The organism is Dongia soli (genome assembly GCF_034044715.1).
Classification (GTDB): Bacteria; Pseudomonadota; Alphaproteobacteria; order Dongiales; family Dongiaceae; genus Dongia_B; species Dongia_B soli.
Genome location: NZ_JAXCLW010000002.1, coordinates 180,130 through 196,164, shown reverse-complemented (window position 1 = coordinate 196,164; position 16,035 = coordinate 180,130). Strand labels below are relative to the sequence as shown.

17 protein-coding genes are annotated in these 16,035 nt (G+C 58.9%); 6 read left to right on the top strand and 11 right to left on the bottom strand.

The window, feature by feature from the left end; all coding sequences use genetic code 11:
• The first annotated feature begins 78 nt into the window (after window positions 1-78).
• Both SMD27_RS07485 and SMD27_RS07480 read left to right on the top strand, forming a co-directional pair.
• Window positions 79-1,017, top strand: coding sequence for a LysR substrate-binding domain-containing protein (locus SMD27_RS07485; protein ID WP_320507746.1), 939 nt, complete (start codon window positions 79-81; stop codon window positions 1,015-1,017).
• 80 nt (window positions 1,018-1,097) lie between these two features.
• Entirely contained in the window at window positions 1,098-2,096 is a 999-nt protein-coding gene (locus SMD27_RS07480; protein WP_320507745.1) for an LLM class flavin-dependent oxidoreductase, read from the top strand.
• A gap of 23 nt (window positions 2,097-2,119) precedes the next feature.
• On the opposite strand, the gene flhB is transcribed toward SMD27_RS07480, so the two are convergent.
• Genes flhB through SMD27_RS07450 form a run of 6 tightly spaced genes read right to left on the bottom strand, consistent with a single transcriptional unit; the run spans window position 2,120 to window position 5,526 of the window.
• Complete coding sequence (gene flhB, locus SMD27_RS07475; RefSeq protein WP_320507744.1) at window positions 2,120-3,187, bottom strand: flagellar biosynthesis protein FlhB; 1,068 nt, start codon at window positions 3,185-3,187, stop codon at window positions 2,120-2,122.
• Window positions 3,188-3,198: 11 nt separating this feature from the next.
• Complete coding sequence (locus SMD27_RS07470; RefSeq protein WP_320507743.1) at window positions 3,199-3,969, bottom strand: flagellar biosynthetic protein FliR; 771 nt, start codon at window positions 3,967-3,969, stop codon at window positions 3,199-3,201.
• Window positions 3,970-4,012: 43 nt separating this feature from the next.
• Complete coding sequence (fliQ, locus tag SMD27_RS07465) at window positions 4,013-4,273, bottom strand: flagellar biosynthesis protein FliQ (protein WP_320507742.1); 261 nt, start codon at window positions 4,271-4,273, stop codon at window positions 4,013-4,015.
• A gap of 41 nt (window positions 4,274-4,314) precedes the next feature.
• The gene (locus SMD27_RS07460) at window positions 4,315-4,626 is read right to left on the bottom strand and encodes a flagellar hook-basal body complex protein FliE (RefSeq protein ID WP_320507741.1); all 312 of its coding nucleotides are present in this window, start codon (window positions 4,624-4,626) and stop codon (window positions 4,315-4,317) included.
• Between the two features lie 54 nt (window positions 4,627-4,680).
• Window positions 4,681-5,088: a flagellar basal body rod protein FlgC gene (gene flgC / locus SMD27_RS07455; protein ID WP_320507740.1), complete on the bottom strand. Its 408-nt coding sequence runs from the start codon at window positions 5,086-5,088 to the stop codon at window positions 4,681-4,683.
• 36 nt (window positions 5,089-5,124) lie between these two features.
• Complete coding sequence (locus tag SMD27_RS07450) at window positions 5,125-5,526, bottom strand: flagellar basal body protein (protein WP_320507739.1); 402 nt, start codon at window positions 5,524-5,526, stop codon at window positions 5,125-5,127.
• 346 nt (window positions 5,527-5,872) lie between these two features.
• On the opposite strand from SMD27_RS07450, the gene SMD27_RS07445 reads away from it, so the two are divergent.
• The 4 genes from SMD27_RS07445 (at window position 5,873) to fliP (ending at window position 8,064) form a co-directional block, all read left to right on the top strand.
• Window positions 5,873-6,385: an EscU/YscU/HrcU family type III secretion system export apparatus switch protein gene (locus SMD27_RS07445; protein ID WP_320507738.1), complete on the top strand. Its 513-nt coding sequence runs from the start codon at window positions 5,873-5,875 to the stop codon at window positions 6,383-6,385.
• On the top strand, window positions 6,382-6,798 hold the full coding sequence (locus SMD27_RS07440) for a hypothetical protein (RefSeq protein WP_320507737.1): 417 nt from the start codon (window positions 6,382-6,384) through the stop codon (window positions 6,796-6,798). Before SMD27_RS07445 ends, SMD27_RS07440 begins: the two co-directional genes overlap by 4 nt.
• Window positions 6,799-6,814: 16 nt before the next feature.
• Complete coding sequence (locus tag SMD27_RS07435) at window positions 6,815-7,231, top strand: flagellar biosynthetic protein FliO (protein ID WP_320507736.1); 417 nt, start codon at window positions 6,815-6,817, stop codon at window positions 7,229-7,231.
• A gap of 134 nt (window positions 7,232-7,365) precedes the next feature.
• Complete coding sequence (gene fliP, locus SMD27_RS07430; RefSeq protein ID WP_320508641.1) at window positions 7,366-8,064, top strand: flagellar type III secretion system pore protein FliP; 699 nt, start codon at window positions 7,366-7,368, stop codon at window positions 8,062-8,064.
• Window positions 8,065-8,101: 37 nt separating this feature from the next.
• Here fliP and SMD27_RS07425 read toward each other — a convergent pair whose 3' ends face one another.
• The 5 genes from SMD27_RS07425 to SMD27_RS07405 form a co-directional block, all read right to left on the bottom strand.
• Window positions 8,102-9,922 (bottom strand): sugar-transfer associated ATP-grasp domain-containing protein, encoded by a 1,821-nt coding sequence (locus SMD27_RS07425; RefSeq protein ID WP_320507735.1) that lies wholly within the window; start codon window positions 9,920-9,922, stop codon window positions 8,102-8,104.
• Window positions 9,923-10,205: 283 nt separating this feature from the next.
• The gene (locus SMD27_RS07420) at window positions 10,206-13,805 is read right to left on the bottom strand and encodes a hypothetical protein (protein WP_320507734.1); all 3,600 of its coding nucleotides are present in this window, start codon (window positions 13,803-13,805) and stop codon (window positions 10,206-10,208) included.
• A complete protein-coding gene (locus tag SMD27_RS07415) occupies window positions 13,802-14,530 on the bottom strand; it encodes a flagellar motor protein MotB (protein WP_320507733.1) in 729 nt (242 codons plus the stop codon). The genes SMD27_RS07420 and SMD27_RS07415 overlap by 4 nt, the downstream gene beginning before the upstream one ends.
• Window positions 14,527-15,339, bottom strand: a complete 813-nt coding sequence (locus SMD27_RS07410; protein ID WP_320507732.1) for a hypothetical protein — start codon at window positions 15,337-15,339, stop codon at window positions 14,527-14,529. Before SMD27_RS07410 ends, SMD27_RS07415 begins: the two co-directional genes overlap by 4 nt.
• A 41-nt stretch (window positions 15,340-15,380) precedes the next feature.
• Window positions 15,381-16,031 (bottom strand): protein phosphatase CheZ, encoded by a 651-nt coding sequence (locus SMD27_RS07405; RefSeq protein ID WP_320507731.1) that lies wholly within the window; start codon window positions 16,029-16,031, stop codon window positions 15,381-15,383.
• Between the last annotated feature and the right edge of the window lie 4 nt (window positions 16,032-16,035).

The following is a 16,035-nucleotide window of genomic DNA, read 5'->3' as shown; positions in this document are numbered from 1 at the left end:
CAAGTTCGGCATGATATTCTTGAATGGCAAACCTACGGTCAAAAGCCAAAATTATCAGCTACCGCATTCATCAAAGTCATGACCCAACTTCGCCGCCTGCTCCCGAGTGCCAATGCCCTGCTGGTCTTCGAATCGGCTGCTCGCCATCTCAGCTTCACGCGAGCCGCGGCTGAGTTGAGCGTTACGCAATCCGCCGTCAGCCGGATGATCAGCAGATTCGAAAGCCATATCGGCCTGCCCTTGTTTCAGCGCCACCCAACCGGCCTGGCGCTGACCGATGACGGGCGGCTGCTGTACAATTCAGTCGCCAGCAGCCTGCAGCGGGTCGAGATCACCTTGGAGGATCTGCTGTCGCGCAAAAGCGGCAAGAGCACTGTCACGCTGTCGGTCTCTTCCGCCTTTGCCATGCATTGGTTCATGCCGCGCCTAGCGCGCTTCCAGGAGGAGTTCCCTGCCATCGATCTGCGATTCCAGCTGGTGCGTTCGGAGCCGGTTGGCCCGGTCCTCGATGTCGATTTCGGTGTCAGGTACGATACACCCGATGACGGCAGTCACCTGCGTTGGCCACTGATGGAAGAAGAGGTCATCCCAGTCTGTAGCCAAGCTTATCTCGACAGCCATGGCAGCCTGGACGATTGCGGCGATCTCACCGGACACACCTTGGTGCATCTTTCCGGCAGCTTGCGGATTCCCTGGTCGCTTTATCTCTCGGAATTCGCCTATCCGCCCGTCAGCGGCAGCCGCAGCCTCACCTTTTCGGATTACACCTTGGTCATTCAGGCAGCGATCAGCGGGCGAGGCATCGCGCTTGGCTGGTGGCATGTGATCGCCAATGATCTGCTTTCGCACAATCTTGCACCCGCCAGCCGCAATACGTTGCGGACCGGCCGCAGCTATTACATCGTCGCCACCGCGAGCCGGCCGTTGCGCGAACCCGCTGCCCTGGTGCGCGATTGGCTCCTGGCCGAGATGCAGACCGACCGAAAGACCCTCACTTCATCGCGGGATAAAACCTGACCACTGCGCCGACCACTGGTAGCAGGGCGTCATCCTGCCTATCTATCGCCTTGCTGCATTTACCACCGCGATGAAAGATCATGAGCCGATTAGCCGAAACGCCTTTATCCGTCCTCGACCTCGCGCCCCTAATCCACGGCGGAAGTGCCGCCGATGCATTCAAGCGCAGTCTCGATCTTGCACGCCACGTCGAGCGTCTCGGCTATACGCGTTTCTGGCTGGCTGAACATCATAATATTGCCGGTGTCGCCAGTTCCGCCACGTCGGTGCTGATCGGCCATATTGCCGGCGGCACATCGACCATTCGGGTGGGCTCCGGCGGCGTCATGCTTCCCAACCATGCGCCCCTCGTCATTGCGGAAGCTTTCGGCACACTAGAAGCGCTTTATCCTGGACGTATCGATCTCGGTCTCGGCCGCGCGCCCGGTGCGGACCAGCGCACCATGCGGGCGCTGCGGGTCGACCCACGGGCCGGCGATGCTTTTCCCGATTTGGTGCAGGAATTGCGTTACCTGCTCGGTCCCATTGAGCCGGGGCAAACAATCCAGGCCGTGCCGGGCGCCGGGTCCCAGGTCCCGATCTGGCTGCTGGGCTCCAGCGACTTCAGCGCCCGTCTCGCCGGTTTGCTCGGGCTGCCCTATGCATTCGCCGGCCAATTCGCCCCTGCGGGCATGCTGGAAGCCTTGGCGATCTATCGCGCTCATTTCCGTCCATCTGAAGTGCTGGAGAAACCTTACGCAATGGTCGGCATACCGGTGGTCGCGGCGGATACCGACGCCGAAGCTGCCCGTCAGGCAACGACCGCGCAGCAGAAATTCCTCAACCTGATCCGCGGCAATCCGATTCCACTGATGCCGCCTGTCGAGGACATGAATGCGCTTTGGACTCCCCGCGAACAAATCGGCGTCGATCGTTTTCTCGGTGCTGCTATTGTCGGCGGCCCGACGGCGGTGAAAGAGAAACTGGAAGCACTGCTGGAAACCACGCAGGCCGATGAAGTCATGATCAACTCTGACTTCTATCGCCATGAAGATCGATTGCGGTCCTACGAAATCGTCGCCGATATCTGGAAATCGTGAGCAGGGAAGCCAGCGTAACTGCGCTAACGCCGATTGCGCTTCAGCTTCATGATATAGCTAATGACTTCCGCCACTGCCTTATAGAATTCCGGCGTGATCTCCTGGTCGATTTCCACCGATGCATAGAGACCGCGCGCCAAAGGTGGATTTTCGATCACCGGCACATCGTTCTCCCGCGCCAATTCGCGAATACGCAACGCGGCTTTGTCCGTGCCCTTGGCTGTCACCCGCGGCGCGCCCATTGTGCTTTGGTCATATTTCAAGGCGACGGCATAATGGGTCGGGTTGGTGACGACGACGTCGGACTTAGGCACCTCCGCCATCATGCGCCGCTTTGCACGTTCCATGCGTAATTGCCGCAGCTTGCCCTTGACCAGCGGATCGCCTTCCGTGTCCTTGAATTCTTCCTTCAGCTCCTGGCGCGACATCCTGAGGCCGCGCATATGCTGGAATCGCTGATAGAAGACGTCGAAAATGGTGATCACGATGATGACGCAGAGCACGCCGAAGAGCAGATGCATGACCTCCGACTTGAGGGTCATCATCAATTGCGCGGGTTCGAGGCCGATCAAGCCATGGACCCGGCTCATGGCCGGCAGCAACAGACTGGTGGCCACCGAGCCGACGATGGCAATCTTCAGCAATCCCTTCAGGAATTCGTTCAGTGAGCGTAGGGAGAAAATACGTTTGAAGCCAGCAAGTGGTGAAATCTTGTCCAGGCTCGGCATCAGCCCTTCCGCCGACCAGAGCAGGCCGAACTGCAGATAGCCGGAACCGACCGCAGCGAACACAGCCATCACCAGGGGAACGATACCTGCCATGAGGAGTTGCCCGAGGAATCGCCAGGCCAGGACCTGCAAGTGATCGAGATCCGTCGGAATTTGGTCAGGCGCTTCGATGAAGGGCATGATCATGGACTTGATGTCACCGGCAACGCTGGTGCCGAACATCGCTACCGACAGGGTCAGCGCCCCCATCATGAACAGATTATTGACCTCTCGGGAGTTGGCGACTTGACCCTGCTTGCGCGCATCGTCAAGTCGCTTACTAGTAGGGTCTTCCGTTTTATCTGAATCGTCGCCCTCGGCCATCCCCTGCTCTCCTACCTGATCGTGGTGAGAAAGTTGGAGATGCGTTCCTCATAGGAATTGAGGAACCAGAGCGCGGCGGTCGTCAGGCTTACGGCAAATAAGCCAAGCCCGCCCAGAAGCTGCAACGGCGTTGCAACGAAGAAGACCTGCAGAGTCGGCATCAATCGCGCCAGCATGCCAAGACCCACGGAAAAGACCATGCCGTAAACCAGAAACGGCGCCACCATCTGCAGGCCGATCAGCACGCTATCCGCCGCCATGCGGGCAACGAAATATGCCAAATCGCCCATCGGTGGAAACTGGCCCGGAGGCAAAACCACGTAGGTGCTGATCAACGATTTCAGCGCTAGCTGATCCAGGTCGGTCACGAAAATCAGGCAAAGACAGACCATTAGCAGGAAGTTGCCCGGCACGGCGCCCTGCTCGGCGGAGATCGGGCTTTGAATCATGGCATTGGCGACGCCGATCTGCAGAGCGAGGATCATACCTGCGGTCTCGGTTGCCATCAGCAGCATGCGGGCGACCGAGCCGAAGAAAGCCCCGATACCGAGTTCGCCGACGAGCAACAGAAAAAATCCGTCCAATCTTGCCGGCATGCCGGGGATGCGATCCACCACCATCGGCAACACCACCAGGCTGATCGTCGCCGCCAAGACAAGCCGGATACGAGGCGCGATATAGCCTTCGCCATAGCCGGGCAGCAACATGATCGCGCCACCGACCCGGGCGAAGACCATGAAATACTGAAAGATGCTGCCGTTGAGGAACTCTTCCAATGTCATCGGGACAGCCCGCGCCGCGTCGTCATCCAGGTGACCATCGGGCTCAACTGCCCAACCGGCTCATCAGCTGTTCGGTGAAATCGATCAGGGTATGCAGCATGAAGGGGGCAAGAATGAGCAGCGATATGAAAACGACCAGCATCTTCGGCACGAAGGTCAGGGTCATTTCCTGGATCTGGGTCAGCGCCTGGAATAACGAGATAATCAGACCGACAATCAGTGAAATCAGCATGACCGGCGCGCTGATCTTCAACATCACGACGACGGCATCACGGGCGACTTCCAGAACAGCCGCTTCATCCATCGTCCAACCCTCTCGCCTAGTGACAGAACCGATCGTGACGATCAGATCTGCATCCGCAACACTTCTTGATAGGCCGCGACGACCTTGTCGCGCACCGCCGTCACAGTCTGTACGGTCAATTCGGCCGATGAAACCGCCGTCACCACATCGGTCATATTTGCTTTTCCGACACTGGCTGCCATGCTTTGCTTTTCATCTTCCTTGCCGGTGGCGATGGCTTGATTGCCAAATTGCTGCAACAAGTCACCGAAGCTGGGGCCGACGCGCTCTTCACTCGGTGCCAGCGCCTGACCACCGGCCTGCTGAGCAGCAGCATTATAGGCAGCCAAGGCATTGTTAATGGGAACAGTCATCTCATCTCTCCCTCAAAGCGCGCGGTGACCTTACCTCGGCTTTTGCATCCAGTATCAGCGCAGGATATCGATCGTCCGCTGCAACATGGTGCGCGATGCTTCGATCGTCTTCAAATTTGCTTCGTAAGACCGCTCAGCTTCCCGCATATCGGTCAGCTCGATCAATGTGTTGACGTTCGGCAAGGTAACATAGCCGCTTTTGTCGGCTGCTGGATTGCCTGGATCGTATTTCTTGCGGAAATCGCTCTGGTCCTTGCCGATCTTGGAGACCTGAACGGTTTCCAAACCCAGTTCCTTGTTGAGCGCATTCTTGAAACTGATGGTCTTGCGCCGATACGGATCGCCGCCCGGCGTTTCCGATACTGAATCAGCGTTCGCCAGGTTTTCGGAGATGACGCGCAGGCGTTCGCCCTGCACACGCATGCCCGCCGCCGCAATCATCAAGGAATCATTGAGATCCATCGCACGCTCCTTCTGACGTCACCGGAATATCAGCGATCAGCTGGTCCCGATGGCACGCTTCATCATATCGACATGTTTGCGATAGAGGTTGGTGATCAACTGGTAATTCGTCTGCGTCTCGGTCACATGCATCATCTGCTCTTCCAGCACGACCGAGTTGCCGGCCGGCGCGCTTTCATAAGGGTCTTTTTCCTTATCGCTGCCCGGACCTTTTTTGACGGGAACGGTGCCCTGCATGTGCATCGGGCTGGTCAGTTCCGGATTGACCGGCTCCAACCGCTTCACATGCTCCTCGAAACTCTGGGGCTTCAGGTCACGTGGGATAAAACCGGGCGTATCGGCATTGGCGACGTTTTGCGACAACACATCCTGCCGGGCATTGAGCCAACCCAGGCGGTCGGTCATGCGCTGAAACAGCGGAATCTTCGTGAAATCCATCGAATCGGCCTTTCCATCCGGCATGCCACAACCTCGGCTGGTTACCAGGCCCAGCTGTCCGGTCGCAGCATTCGTCCTTTGCATCATCCGTCGGCCTGCTTAATAATCCCTTAACCCCATTCCATCAACTGAGTCGGCATCGAAGTCTCCCCGTGGAATATCCTTAACTGCTTGATTTACGGGACGTTAACGGATCTGATTAAGGCTTCATTAAGCAAAACCAGCAAGACTGCAACAAGGTCGCGCACCGATCGCACGGTATTCGACTGGGTCAGGACAGCAACTCTCTCTAGCAGCCTTCAGCGACAGGCTTCACTCCGGCAGACCGGACAACAGATCGGGCAAGATGGCAAAGGATGAAATCGGCCCCAACCGCGCGCCGCACGGATCGGCGGATCAGCGGCAGAATGCGAAATCGGGCCAGGACGAGTTGCAGCAAAACCGATCGGGATTGAGCGGTCCGATGCGTGCGCGGCGGCCGGCGCAACGTGCCGATCGTCAGCCAGGCGCGGCCAATTCGGCGGGAACCAAGCCCGCTCTAGCGGTTGCCTTAAGTTACAAGGATTCCGAAGGTAAGACCAATGCGCGACAGGCGCCGCGCGTGACAGCGACCGGACGCGGCTCAATCGCCGAGCAAATCGTTGCTATCGCCTTTGCCAAAGGCGTTCCGGTCCGGGAAGACGCCGATCTGGCGCAAATTCTCGCCACGGTCGATGTCGATGCTGAGATCCCTACCGACGCATTGTCGGCGGTCGCCGAGATTCTGTCTTACCTTTATCGACTCAATCGTCAGGCGCCGGACGGTGACATTGCGTCAGGACCGCTGCAAACTGGGCAGACAACAGGAGACGCGACATGACGGAGACGGTCATCCAGCACGGAGAAGGGCAGCTCGGCCCTGTCGATCTGCATCAGACCATTGGCGAGCTGGCGGAGATGATCGATGTCGCCACCGTCCTCGCGCATCGCGGCGAACAGGTTGAATTGGATTTGCTGACGATGCGCGTCGCGGTTCTCTGCGATGCCATCGCCGGCGCTGATCGCAATGAAATGCAGGCTTTCCGCCCCGATCTGGAAGATATGCTGGTCCACCTGGATCTGCTGGAAAATGCCGTGAGGCGCCAGCGCGTGCATCTTGCACTCAATCTGGAGTCAGCGGACCGTCGCCTGCGCGCCCAGCTCGCTTACGGACAGGGTCAAGCTCCCTCGCCCACCCAATCCCTCGGTGTGCCGCAGCCGAGCAATCCGGGCGGAACGCAGGATAGCGAGTGAAACCGAGCGGGTTCCGATGGAAGTCGACAGCTATCTTCGTTTCATTCTTGCCCTGCTTCTTGTCCTTGGCTTGCTGGCCTTGGCGGCGTGGCTTCTGCGGCGCTCCGGCTATGGCACCAGACTTGGCCGGTCTCGGCGCCTGGCCGCGGTCGAAAGCCTGACGCTTGGTCCTCGCCATCGCCTCATGCTCATTCGCCGTGACGGCATCGAGCATCTCCTCTTGCTCGGTCCTCATGGAGATATCGTCGTCGAGCGGAACATCACCCCGTATGGAGCCAGTCAGGCCGTAACCCAGGCGCAGAGTGGATCGACGGATATGCCGGACGCCAACTTCGCCGACTTGCTGCGCGGCGCAAGAGAGCATGGCCAGCGCGAGAACCCATCAGACGAGACAACCGCGCGCGACAGTCACTCACGGAAAGACCAATCTTGAAGCAATCCCTTTCGTCACCGCGCGCCGATCGGCCGGACCCGCGCTTATTTCGTGTGGCTCTGTTGAAACCGACCGTCGTCAAACTGGCGGCCTTTGCCTGCCTTGCGACGGCCTTTGCTTTGGGCTGCCTCGCAATGGCTTACCCGGCCGCTGCGCAGAGCTTTACCGTCAATCTCGGCAATCAACCCGTCGGCGGCATGACCAGCCGCATCATCCAGATCATCGCTCTGATGACGGTGCTCAGCCTGGCCCCGGGTATTCTGATGATGGTCACGTCGTTTACACGGATCGTGATCGTCTTGTCGCTGCTGCGGTCGGCTCTGGGCACGGCGACTTCTCCGCCCAATGCCGTGCTAGTGAGTCTCGCTTTATTTTTGACTGCCTTTGTCATGACCCCCACGTTCCAGAAGGCCTATGACACGGCGGTTGCGCCTCTTGTTGCCGAACAGATCGACGAGAAGGAAGCTTTCACGCGCGTCCAGGTGCCATTCAAGGATTTCATGCTGAGCCAAGTGCGGGAAAAGGACCTGCGTCTGTTCATGGACCTCGCCAATATCGATCAGGTTGCAACGCCCCAGGATACGCCGCTGCAGGTCTTGATCCCGGCTTTTATGGTGGGAGAACTGAGGCGCGCTTTCGAGATCGGCTTCCTGCTTTTTGTGCCCTTTCTCATCATCGACATGGTAGTTGCATCCATTCTGATGTCGATGGGCATGATGATGCTGCCGCCGGTCATGATCGCCCTGCCGTTCAAGCTGATCTTCTTCGTGCTGGTCGACGGCTGGTATCTCGTTGCCGGCAGCCTGGTTCGCAGTTTCAATGGCGGCGGATGATCAGGAGCACCGCCAAAGCTGCAAGGAAAAGCCGAAACTAGATATGCGTTCTGGTCAGCTTTGCGTCGAGCTGATGCTGGCCCGGCTGGGGGACCGCATTGAGGATCTGGAGAAAATCCAGAATGGGTTGCGCAAGCAGACTGTCGCCGATCGGCTGCTCATAGGCACTCTGCAGCAATTCCACATCCGGCGACGCGGTCGCTCCGAGAATGGCAATGCCATCGTCTCTATAAACGATATCCCAGCCTATGACGAACCGGCCTGGGCAGCGATCATGGGCCTTACAGGCAAGGGCTTTGATGTCAGACCACCTTGGCACGGTAAGCCCGGCAATCGGTGAATCCGTCTCGGGGTGACGGACATATCGCTCTAGAACTCGCCGGGGTTGATCGACAACCGCTTCTCCAATCTGGCCATCCATCATATCGACGGGAGCGGCCAAAGCCGAAATCCCGGCCAGCATCTGATCACTCTCCGCCCCTCGCTTACGGCCGGATTTGCCCCGCCTGACTAGCCGCAACAGCCCATGCGTTGCGTCAATATCCCCGTTCTTCGTGCGGCAGGTGACAACCCTGACAACGGCAAGAGCGTCACCGGCCATAGCACTGAGATCGGAGGGGCAATCCGGCTTTTGCAGGATCAGCCACGCCCCAGCCGCCAATTGGCTGAACCGACCCCGACCCGAGAATGGCATGATCTGGGTGCTGCGCCCCCAGCGATCATCCTTTCCCGTAAATCGCGGTACCGCTAGAAGGTCCCGACCAAGCATCTCTGGCGAAATCACGCTTGTATAGTCCAGGCGGCCGTTTTCGGCGGCCAGCAAGGTGGGCAGATGCGGCAGGTCTTGCGCTTCGCAGAATGTCGCTAACGACAGTCTATCACTGAAATCGGGCGCTTGCTCACAAGCTTGTTTTGCGAGTAGATGGTCGATAGCACCGAACAGACCGTTCGACGTTTCCGAATTTGTCAGATAGCCGCCGGCTCGATTGTATTTGAGCCGGTGATATAAGCCGAAGCGGTAATAAGCACTGGCATCCAATCCCTGGCGCCAGCCCAGACAAAAAATGTCGGTAACCTGCCAGCGGATCGCCCTGTCTTGCTGATCCCGGATTTGCCGCGCCGCGATCGGCAGCCAATTGATCAGCCGCGCCCACCACAGGCCAGCGCCGTATCCTGGCCGACGCTCACGCTGCGATGAGCCACCGGCACGGTTGGCCAAATTCAGTCTGACCAGCAAATACCGGGACAGTTCACCAAGCTTTTTGACACCTGCCGCACGCGCCAACCGGTGATAGCGCAGCGAGAGCAGGAAAACTGCGACACCGATCAGATAGACCTGCAAGGCCGCGAACTGACCAAAATCCGTTATGACGTCGATTGCTGCGACGTTCTGATGGCCGTGCAGTTCCAGCGAGGCGTTCAATATGTCGAGAATTGTCGCGACGCTCTGCATCAGGAAGCCGAAGAGAAAGAGGTTGCGGGCCATAATTGGCGGTGGATCAAATTTTGCAATCATCCAAAGGGTGATCGGGCTGACGATCAGCAGAACGCAATCGGCGACGTCATCAATACCGAAACTCTGTTGCAGCGCGTGACTATAAGGTTCGATGAATTGCGCCGCGGCGACCGTGCAAAAGACGCCGATCAGCCCGACCCAGATGCGTTTGGCAACCCGGTTCGGCACGCCAAGAGCGATGCGCGCAAAAGCAAGCAGGCAAAAAGCGAGCGCCGTAATGCCGGTCAGCGGGTTGATCACCCAATCATCCGCCCGCGCCGGAGACAATCCGATATACACCGCCACCAGCGTCGTAATCAGGAGAAAGCCGGGAATGGCTCTTTGGGCGTCGCTAAACAACATGGCTGAACCGCTTGAAAAATGGTTGCGACCAATCCCGCCAGCCGCGGAGCCGGTCTCGATGGTTGCTAATGCTTGAGATTATTCCCCGGTCTCGCCAGAGCCAAACAAAAGTTGATCCATGCATCCGGGTAACACCGCTTGATGAAAGGACTTTTTACTGAAGCAAACCACCGGTAAACAATAAAATTCACAACTGATACTTGTATCATCGTGAGTGATACGGCAGACGTCCAGCTCGACCGTCCAGCTAAAACAGTGTCTGCTGCGGTGAGGAAGGCAGCGATCAGTTGGTGGCGGTCGTGTTGCTCAGACTGGCTTGGCGCAAGCGCGCGCGATATTCGTCCACGAAACTGCTGATTTGATCAACGCTGGCCATCTCAGCGCTGACAGAATCGGCAAGCCCGTTGCTTGGCGACGTCAGCATGGTGAAGCTTTTGGCCAGATTGGTCTGCGCCATATTTTTCCCGTATTGCCGGGCCAGACTGCGCAGGCCGCTGCGGTCACCCGACAGGGACATTGCCACAGCGCGATTGAGAACAACCCGACCCAACCGCTCCTTGAAAGCGTCATTGCGCAGCCGGTTCATCACATCGGTAAAAGTGGCTGGCCCTGACTGAGCATCGTCCGAGGCTTGCGTGGTCGCGGGAGCTGAAGCGTCGCGCAGAGCTGCGGCGGGATCGATGGCGACGTCATTCTTGGCCATGAGCATCGCCGCCTGCCGCGCGATATTGGTCTCTTCCGCCTCCATGACCTGTCCCAGCGCATCCGCTGCTGCCGGCCATTCCTGTAATTGCCAGAGCATATCCGCGCGCAACCAGCGCGCCGACAAGCTGTCGTCGTCCTTGATCTCGTCCAGCGCCTGGAGCGTTTGCCCCTGACCGAAATCCGCCTGGGCCTGCAACTGGCGGCGCGATGCAATCACATCCTCGGGCAGTGCATCGGTGACCATGCTATTCTTCAATGCTTGATCGGCAAGCTCGGGCTTGTTGTCCAACAATCTGATGGCAGCCAAACGTGCCCCTGCCCGCGCTTTGTCGACACCACTCAAGCGATGCTTGACCTGCGTATCGAGCAGATTGGCGGCACCATCTAGCAAATCGACCTTGACCAGCCGATCGGCAAGCCCGGCAATCATACGGTCGCCATCGGGGCCGCTTGGCGTCAGCTCGCGGAATTCATCATAGAGCGCCACTGCGGTCAGCGGGCTGAGGCGATCCGCGCCCCCTTGCAGATAAAGATCACGAAAAGCATCCGTCATCTCCTGCGCTACATCCTTAGATTCCGGGCGGGCGGCGAAATTGGTAACCGCTTGGCGCAAGGTGAGAAGACCACGGCGCGGTTGATCCGCTTCTATATAAACTTCGCCAAGCTTCCGCAGGAGGGCGAATTCGAAACCGCCGCCACGCGACAGGAATCGCAATGCCTCAAGCGGCTCGACCGCTTCGGCAGGTGTCATTTTCTTCGTCCGCAGCTTTTCATTGATGATGGCGAACTGCGATTCCGCCTTCACATCATCAACCTGACTGTTGTTTAGCGCTTCCCATTTCTTGAAGGCTTCGTCGGTCTTGCCGAGCTTCAACTGCCGTAATCCGTCGAGATAGCTGAGGCGGTCCGTGGTTTCGGCATCGGGCATGTCGACCCGCATGGCATCGGCGAAGGCCTGCGAGGCCATCGGGTTGCCGCCATCGATCAGGGTGCGGATGATCGTCAGGCCGAGTTGCGTACGCAAGGGCTTCGGATAATCGCGCAGATTGGGCAGAGGTTCACTGAAGAATTTCGTGGCTGCCTCGTTGTCACCCCGGTCAGCAGCGAGAATGCCGCGGAAGAGGCTCGCCTCGGGAGACGATCCGACAAGGGGGTCGCCCAGAATCTTTGCCGCTTCATCGAGATCGCCGTTCAGCGCGTGTGCAGCACCTGCCAATGTCAGCGTCTGCTTGTTGCTGAGCGGCGCAGACCGCTCATCGCTGATCAGGTTGAGCATGCCGGTTGCTTCCTGCACCAGGCCATGCGCGAAAAGGAATTCCGCGAGCTGGAGGCGAGCGTCGTTGCGGCGTACCGGTGAAGCCGCCGTGATGGCCTCTTCCAACTCGTCGCGATCTTTCAGGAAGGCGGCGTCGCCGCCCCGGCGCCAAGCCGGCAAATCGAATATTCCTGCAGCCGGCACAGGCGCCTGACTGGATGGCGCATTCCCCGTTGGCACCGCCGATGCCTGTGCCTCATTCGGCTTGACCGCCGGCGATGTGGTGATTACGACGCCATTCGGCAATGTCTGCATCAAGACGTTATTGGCAAACGGTGCGGCCGCCACGCCCTGATAACTCGGCAAGAGCTTGAATTCCGGCCAAGCCGCGGCCTGAGCGACCCCGAGGCCGGCTTGGGATACGGGCGCCACCAGCAATCTATCGCCCGCGAGCGGATCAGGCAGGGTCAAGACCGGTCCCGGATGGTCGGCCTGCAGCAACAGGCTGGAACCGCCTTGCGCCAGCGTTTCACGCCGCTGTGGCAAGTCCTTGGTCGGCGCAGCGGGGCGGCCTGGGGCCAGGTCGATGACCCAGGTATTGCCGCTTTGATTGAGGATTGGGGTCGGCACATTGGCTTCCGATGGCGCCAGCAAGCGAAGACCCACCGCATATTTGCTGTCGATTGTCTCGACCCGGCCGAGCGCTGCCAGTTGAGGCGCATCAAGCAACTTGCCGCTGAAATGCGCCGGTGTACCGAAGACCAACCAAAGCGTATTGCCACGCTTGAAGGCGGCCAATCCAGTGGAGGAAGGCCATTGGAAACTGAGGATAGCGCCACCATTCGCGCCGGGCGCTACGGTTACCGGAACATCAATGGCGCTTGCCGGCGCTGCGGGCTGCTCTTCCGTAGCCGCCGCCATCGGCTTGGTCGGAATTTCCGAAGGCGTGGTTGAAGACGGACGTGTGGCCGGTGCGATCTCGGTCTTGGCGGCGCCGATCGGCTGGCCCGGCAAAGCGACAAGCGGTTCCAGACCGGCAAAAGCACCCGAACCGTGACTCTCTTCATTGGTTGGAATGGCCGGTTCCGACGGCAACTTGTTGTCCGCGATGTGTTTGGTTTCCGCGGGCGCTTTACCTTGGTCGAAGAAATCCAATACCACCGTGCGACCTTGATGCATGCCGCGCGGTTCGACGCCAGGCTTCAACTGCAGATCGATGACCTGTCCGTCCGGCGTCGCGCGGGCGGATATGTTTTGCACCCGTCCCGGCAACCGTTGCTGCAATTTACCGAGATCCAGCGATGCAGGGCCTTTAAGCCGCAGCGTCGTCTGGCCGCCGTCGTTTCGCATGGCGGCGGAAGTCCCGACAGGCAGATCGAATGCCAACCGGCTGTAGTTTCCATGTTCGCCGCTTCGCGGCTGAATTAATCCGATCGGCTGGCTGTTGGCCGGTTGTGCGTTAGCAGGCACGGCGGCAACCTGCATTTTTTCCGGCGATACCTGGACTGATAAGGCCTTGCCCGTCGAAAATTTCTTCTCGCTCGACAAAGAGAAGTCGAGAACGAGATTGCCGTTATTGTCGAAATTCCGGTAGTCGAGCCCCGGGCGCAACTGCAACGCCAGTTGCTTGTCATCCGCAGCCGACGATGCTGAAATGAGATAAGGCCGCAGATTGCTCACGGCTGCCGTCATATCGATTTTGACCGGCCGCTTAAAACGGATGACCATCACTTGGCCGACCACTTTGACGTCGCGCACCTCGTCAGATCCGCTATCAAGTACCAAGCGACCGTAATCCTGGTGCGTCCAGCCGCGCGCAAGGATCGATTGATCTGCCGAAGCCGATTGGCCCGGCAGGATGGCGAGTGCGCAGCCCAGAGCGGTTGCCAGCCAGAAGAAGCGGGCGGAAAGGAGCGGTTTCATGGCTCTGCCCCGCCTGCAGCTTCGCTGCCCGTCTTGGTCTGCGCTTGGCTATCGTCCGCCGGCATCGTTGTCTCGAGGAGCACAATATCGACACCAGCCGGCTCGCCATTGGTCACGACATGGCTGCGCACGGTCACCGGTGCCCCCAAGCCACCATCGGCCAATGCTTTGCCGACGATGAGGGCGACGCGCAGGGATTTTTCCCAATCGGTCCCGCTGGCGGCCGATGACGACTTATCGACATCGATCAGCCGGCTATCGACGATGATCTGGTTCGGCAGCATTCGCAGCACGCCGGCCAAAGTATAAAGAATATTGCTCTGGCCCGGTTTGGCATTGAGACCGATGGCCTGGTTCAGGTTCTCCGGCGTGAGGGCGATGATGCTGCGATCGCCAAAATCGGTGACGGTCAGGCTACGTAAGGCAGGTTCCATATCGAATTTCGCCCGGAGGACAGATGTCAGGTAGCCGGGATCCCGCCCTGCCTGGACTTGCGGATCCGGCAATGGACGATTGGGCGCGTCAGCCTCGTCGGTACCCTGGATACCTGTGACTCCTTGGGTCAGATGCTGCAGCTGCGAGCGTTCCAGGCTCGACATAGAAAACAGCAACACGAAAAAGACCAGCAACAAACCAATCAAATCGGCGAAGGTGATAAGCCAGAGCGGCTGGTGCCCGTCCGGCAGATGCGCATCATCCTTCTTGATGTTGACGACACGAATCACGGCCCGACCTGTCCCGGCTGCCCGCCCTGCCCGCTTTCCGGCGATCCTGGCAATGCCGGTAGATCCGGCTGACGCAAACGGATGACGATCGTCAACCAGGCGGGATCACCATTGATCAAGCTGACGCCGAGCGCGTTGTGCTGCTGCGATGGTGCCGAGCGCAAAACCTGCGCCAACCGTCCGGCCCGCGCAATTTCACGCTCCCCCGGCTCGGCTGCGGCAATCTCGAGATCCAATTCGCATCCCCAATCGGTCGGCCGCCGGTCCAATGTCTCATTGATCTGGCGAAGGATCGCTGGGGTCTGCTTTGTGAGCATGTCACCCTCGCCGATCGCTTCCGAATTGCCATCGCGAAAAAAAAGCGTCGAAGGAAGCCGAATGATCAACTGATTGGTGCTGATAATGACTTTCTGCTGGTCGGTCGGGATCAGGGAACCGAAATAGCTGGCCAATCCCTTCAAAATGCCGGTTGCTGCCCGGCTGTCATCATCTTCGTCTGTCGAGGTATTGGCAGCACCTTCGCTTTCGCCGAATACCCGACCGACGCTGGACGCCGCAATATGTTCCTTTTCCGCATCGCGCCGGGACAAGCTGTTCAGAACAATGAAAAACGCCAGCAGCAGAAAGAACAGGCTAAGCAAGGTCGGCAGGCTGGGATTGCGGATACCCGCCTGCCTGAAGGTCATTTGCGGCAGATTATCCAGACGTGTCGTCACCGCTGAGACCACCGGCGCAGCGGGATGACTGCCCTGGCGGCTGGTGACGCCCGGTGCGGCATAGGGCCCGATTTGTGGACCATGTCCCGTCATCGCCGCGCCTGTTCCTTCTTCAATTCAAAAGGCAGCCAGCTTCAATCGAAGCTGGCGAGCAGGGCGTCGATTTCTGCCTGCTTTGCGGCATCGTCAGGCATTTGCGGTCCGTTCAACAATGCGGCATCGGAGGTCTTGACCTCCGCTTGGCGGTGATCCGGATGCAGCGTGCGGTATTTTTGGATTTCATCGCCGAAGGCCGCAACCAAAGCCTCGACCTTCTGCTCGATATGCTTCAAGGCCTTGACGACCTTGGTAATGCGTTGGCCGGTGATGTCCTGGAAATTGCAGGCCTCGAAAACCTGGGTGACGGCCTCCGTGACCTTTTCCGCCATCGCCGGCTCCATCTCGGCTGCCAAGCCGTCGATGATTTCAACAGCATGAAGAATGCCGTTGGTTGCTTCCTCCGTTGCTCCGACGATGGCATCCAACTCGTCGGTTGCCGTCGGCAAATGCTGCGTGGTGATCTCGTCCGGCAAGAGTGCCGCAATCTCCTGTTTGGCCGACAGGATGTATTGAGCTAGATCCTCCAGCTCCGAATAGAGCTTGAGATTCACGTTCGACAGATCGCCTTCCAGCGTCGACAGCAAACCGGTGACGATCTCCGCGATCTCGTCGCGGCTATAGGTTTGGCCACGCGACCTAAGAGCACTGAGACGGGCAACCAGCTCCGGCGGAACCGCAATGGTCATCGAC

Coding starts and splice junctions, on each gene's coding strand:
- SMD27_RS07435 (WP_320507736.1), top strand. CDS start 6,815: ATGGAAGTCGACAGCTATCTTCGTTTCATTCTTGCCCTGCTTCTTGTC.
- SMD27_RS07425 (WP_320507735.1), bottom strand. CDS start 9,922: ATGTTGTTTAGCGACGCCCAAAGAGCCATTCCCGGCTTTCTCCTGATT.
- SMD27_RS07450 (WP_320507739.1), bottom strand. CDS start 5,526: ATGGATTTCACGAAGATTCCGCTGTTTCAGCGCATGACCGACCGCCTG.
- flgC (WP_320507740.1), bottom strand. CDS start 5,088: ATGGATCTCAATGATTCCTTGATGATTGCGGCGGCGGGCATGCGTGTG.
- SMD27_RS07410 (WP_320507732.1), bottom strand. CDS start 15,339: ATGACGGGACATGGTCCACAAATCGGGCCCTATGCCGCACCGGGCGTC.
- fliQ (WP_320507742.1), bottom strand. CDS start 4,273: ATGGATGAAGCGGCTGTTCTGGAAGTCGCCCGTGATGCCGTCGTCGTG.
- SMD27_RS07445 (WP_320507738.1), top strand. CDS start 5,873: ATGGCAAAGGATGAAATCGGCCCCAACCGCGCGCCGCACGGATCGGCG.
- SMD27_RS07405 (WP_320507731.1), bottom strand. CDS start 16,031: ATGACCATTGCGGTTCCGCCGGAGCTGGTTGCCCGTCTCAGTGCTCTT.
- flhB (WP_320507744.1), bottom strand. CDS start 3,187: ATGGCCGAGGGCGACGATTCAGATAAAACGGAAGACCCTACTAGTAAG.
- SMD27_RS07440 (WP_320507737.1), top strand. CDS start 6,382: ATGACGGAGACGGTCATCCAGCACGGAGAAGGGCAGCTCGGCCCTGTC.
- SMD27_RS07485 (WP_320507746.1), top strand. CDS start 79: ATGACCCAACTTCGCCGCCTGCTCCCGAGTGCCAATGCCCTGCTGGTC.
- SMD27_RS07460 (WP_320507741.1), bottom strand. CDS start 4,626: ATGACTGTTCCCATTAACAATGCCTTGGCTGCCTATAATGCTGCTGCT.
- fliP (WP_320508641.1), top strand. CDS start 7,366: ATGGCTTACCCGGCCGCTGCGCAGAGCTTTACCGTCAATCTCGGCAAT.
- SMD27_RS07470 (WP_320507743.1), bottom strand. CDS start 3,969: ATGACATTGGAAGAGTTCCTCAACGGCAGCATCTTTCAGTATTTCATG.
- SMD27_RS07420 (WP_320507734.1), bottom strand. CDS start 13,805: ATGAAACCGCTCCTTTCCGCCCGCTTCTTCTGGCTGGCAACCGCTCTG.
- SMD27_RS07480 (WP_320507745.1), top strand. CDS start 1,098: ATGAGCCGATTAGCCGAAACGCCTTTATCCGTCCTCGACCTCGCGCCC.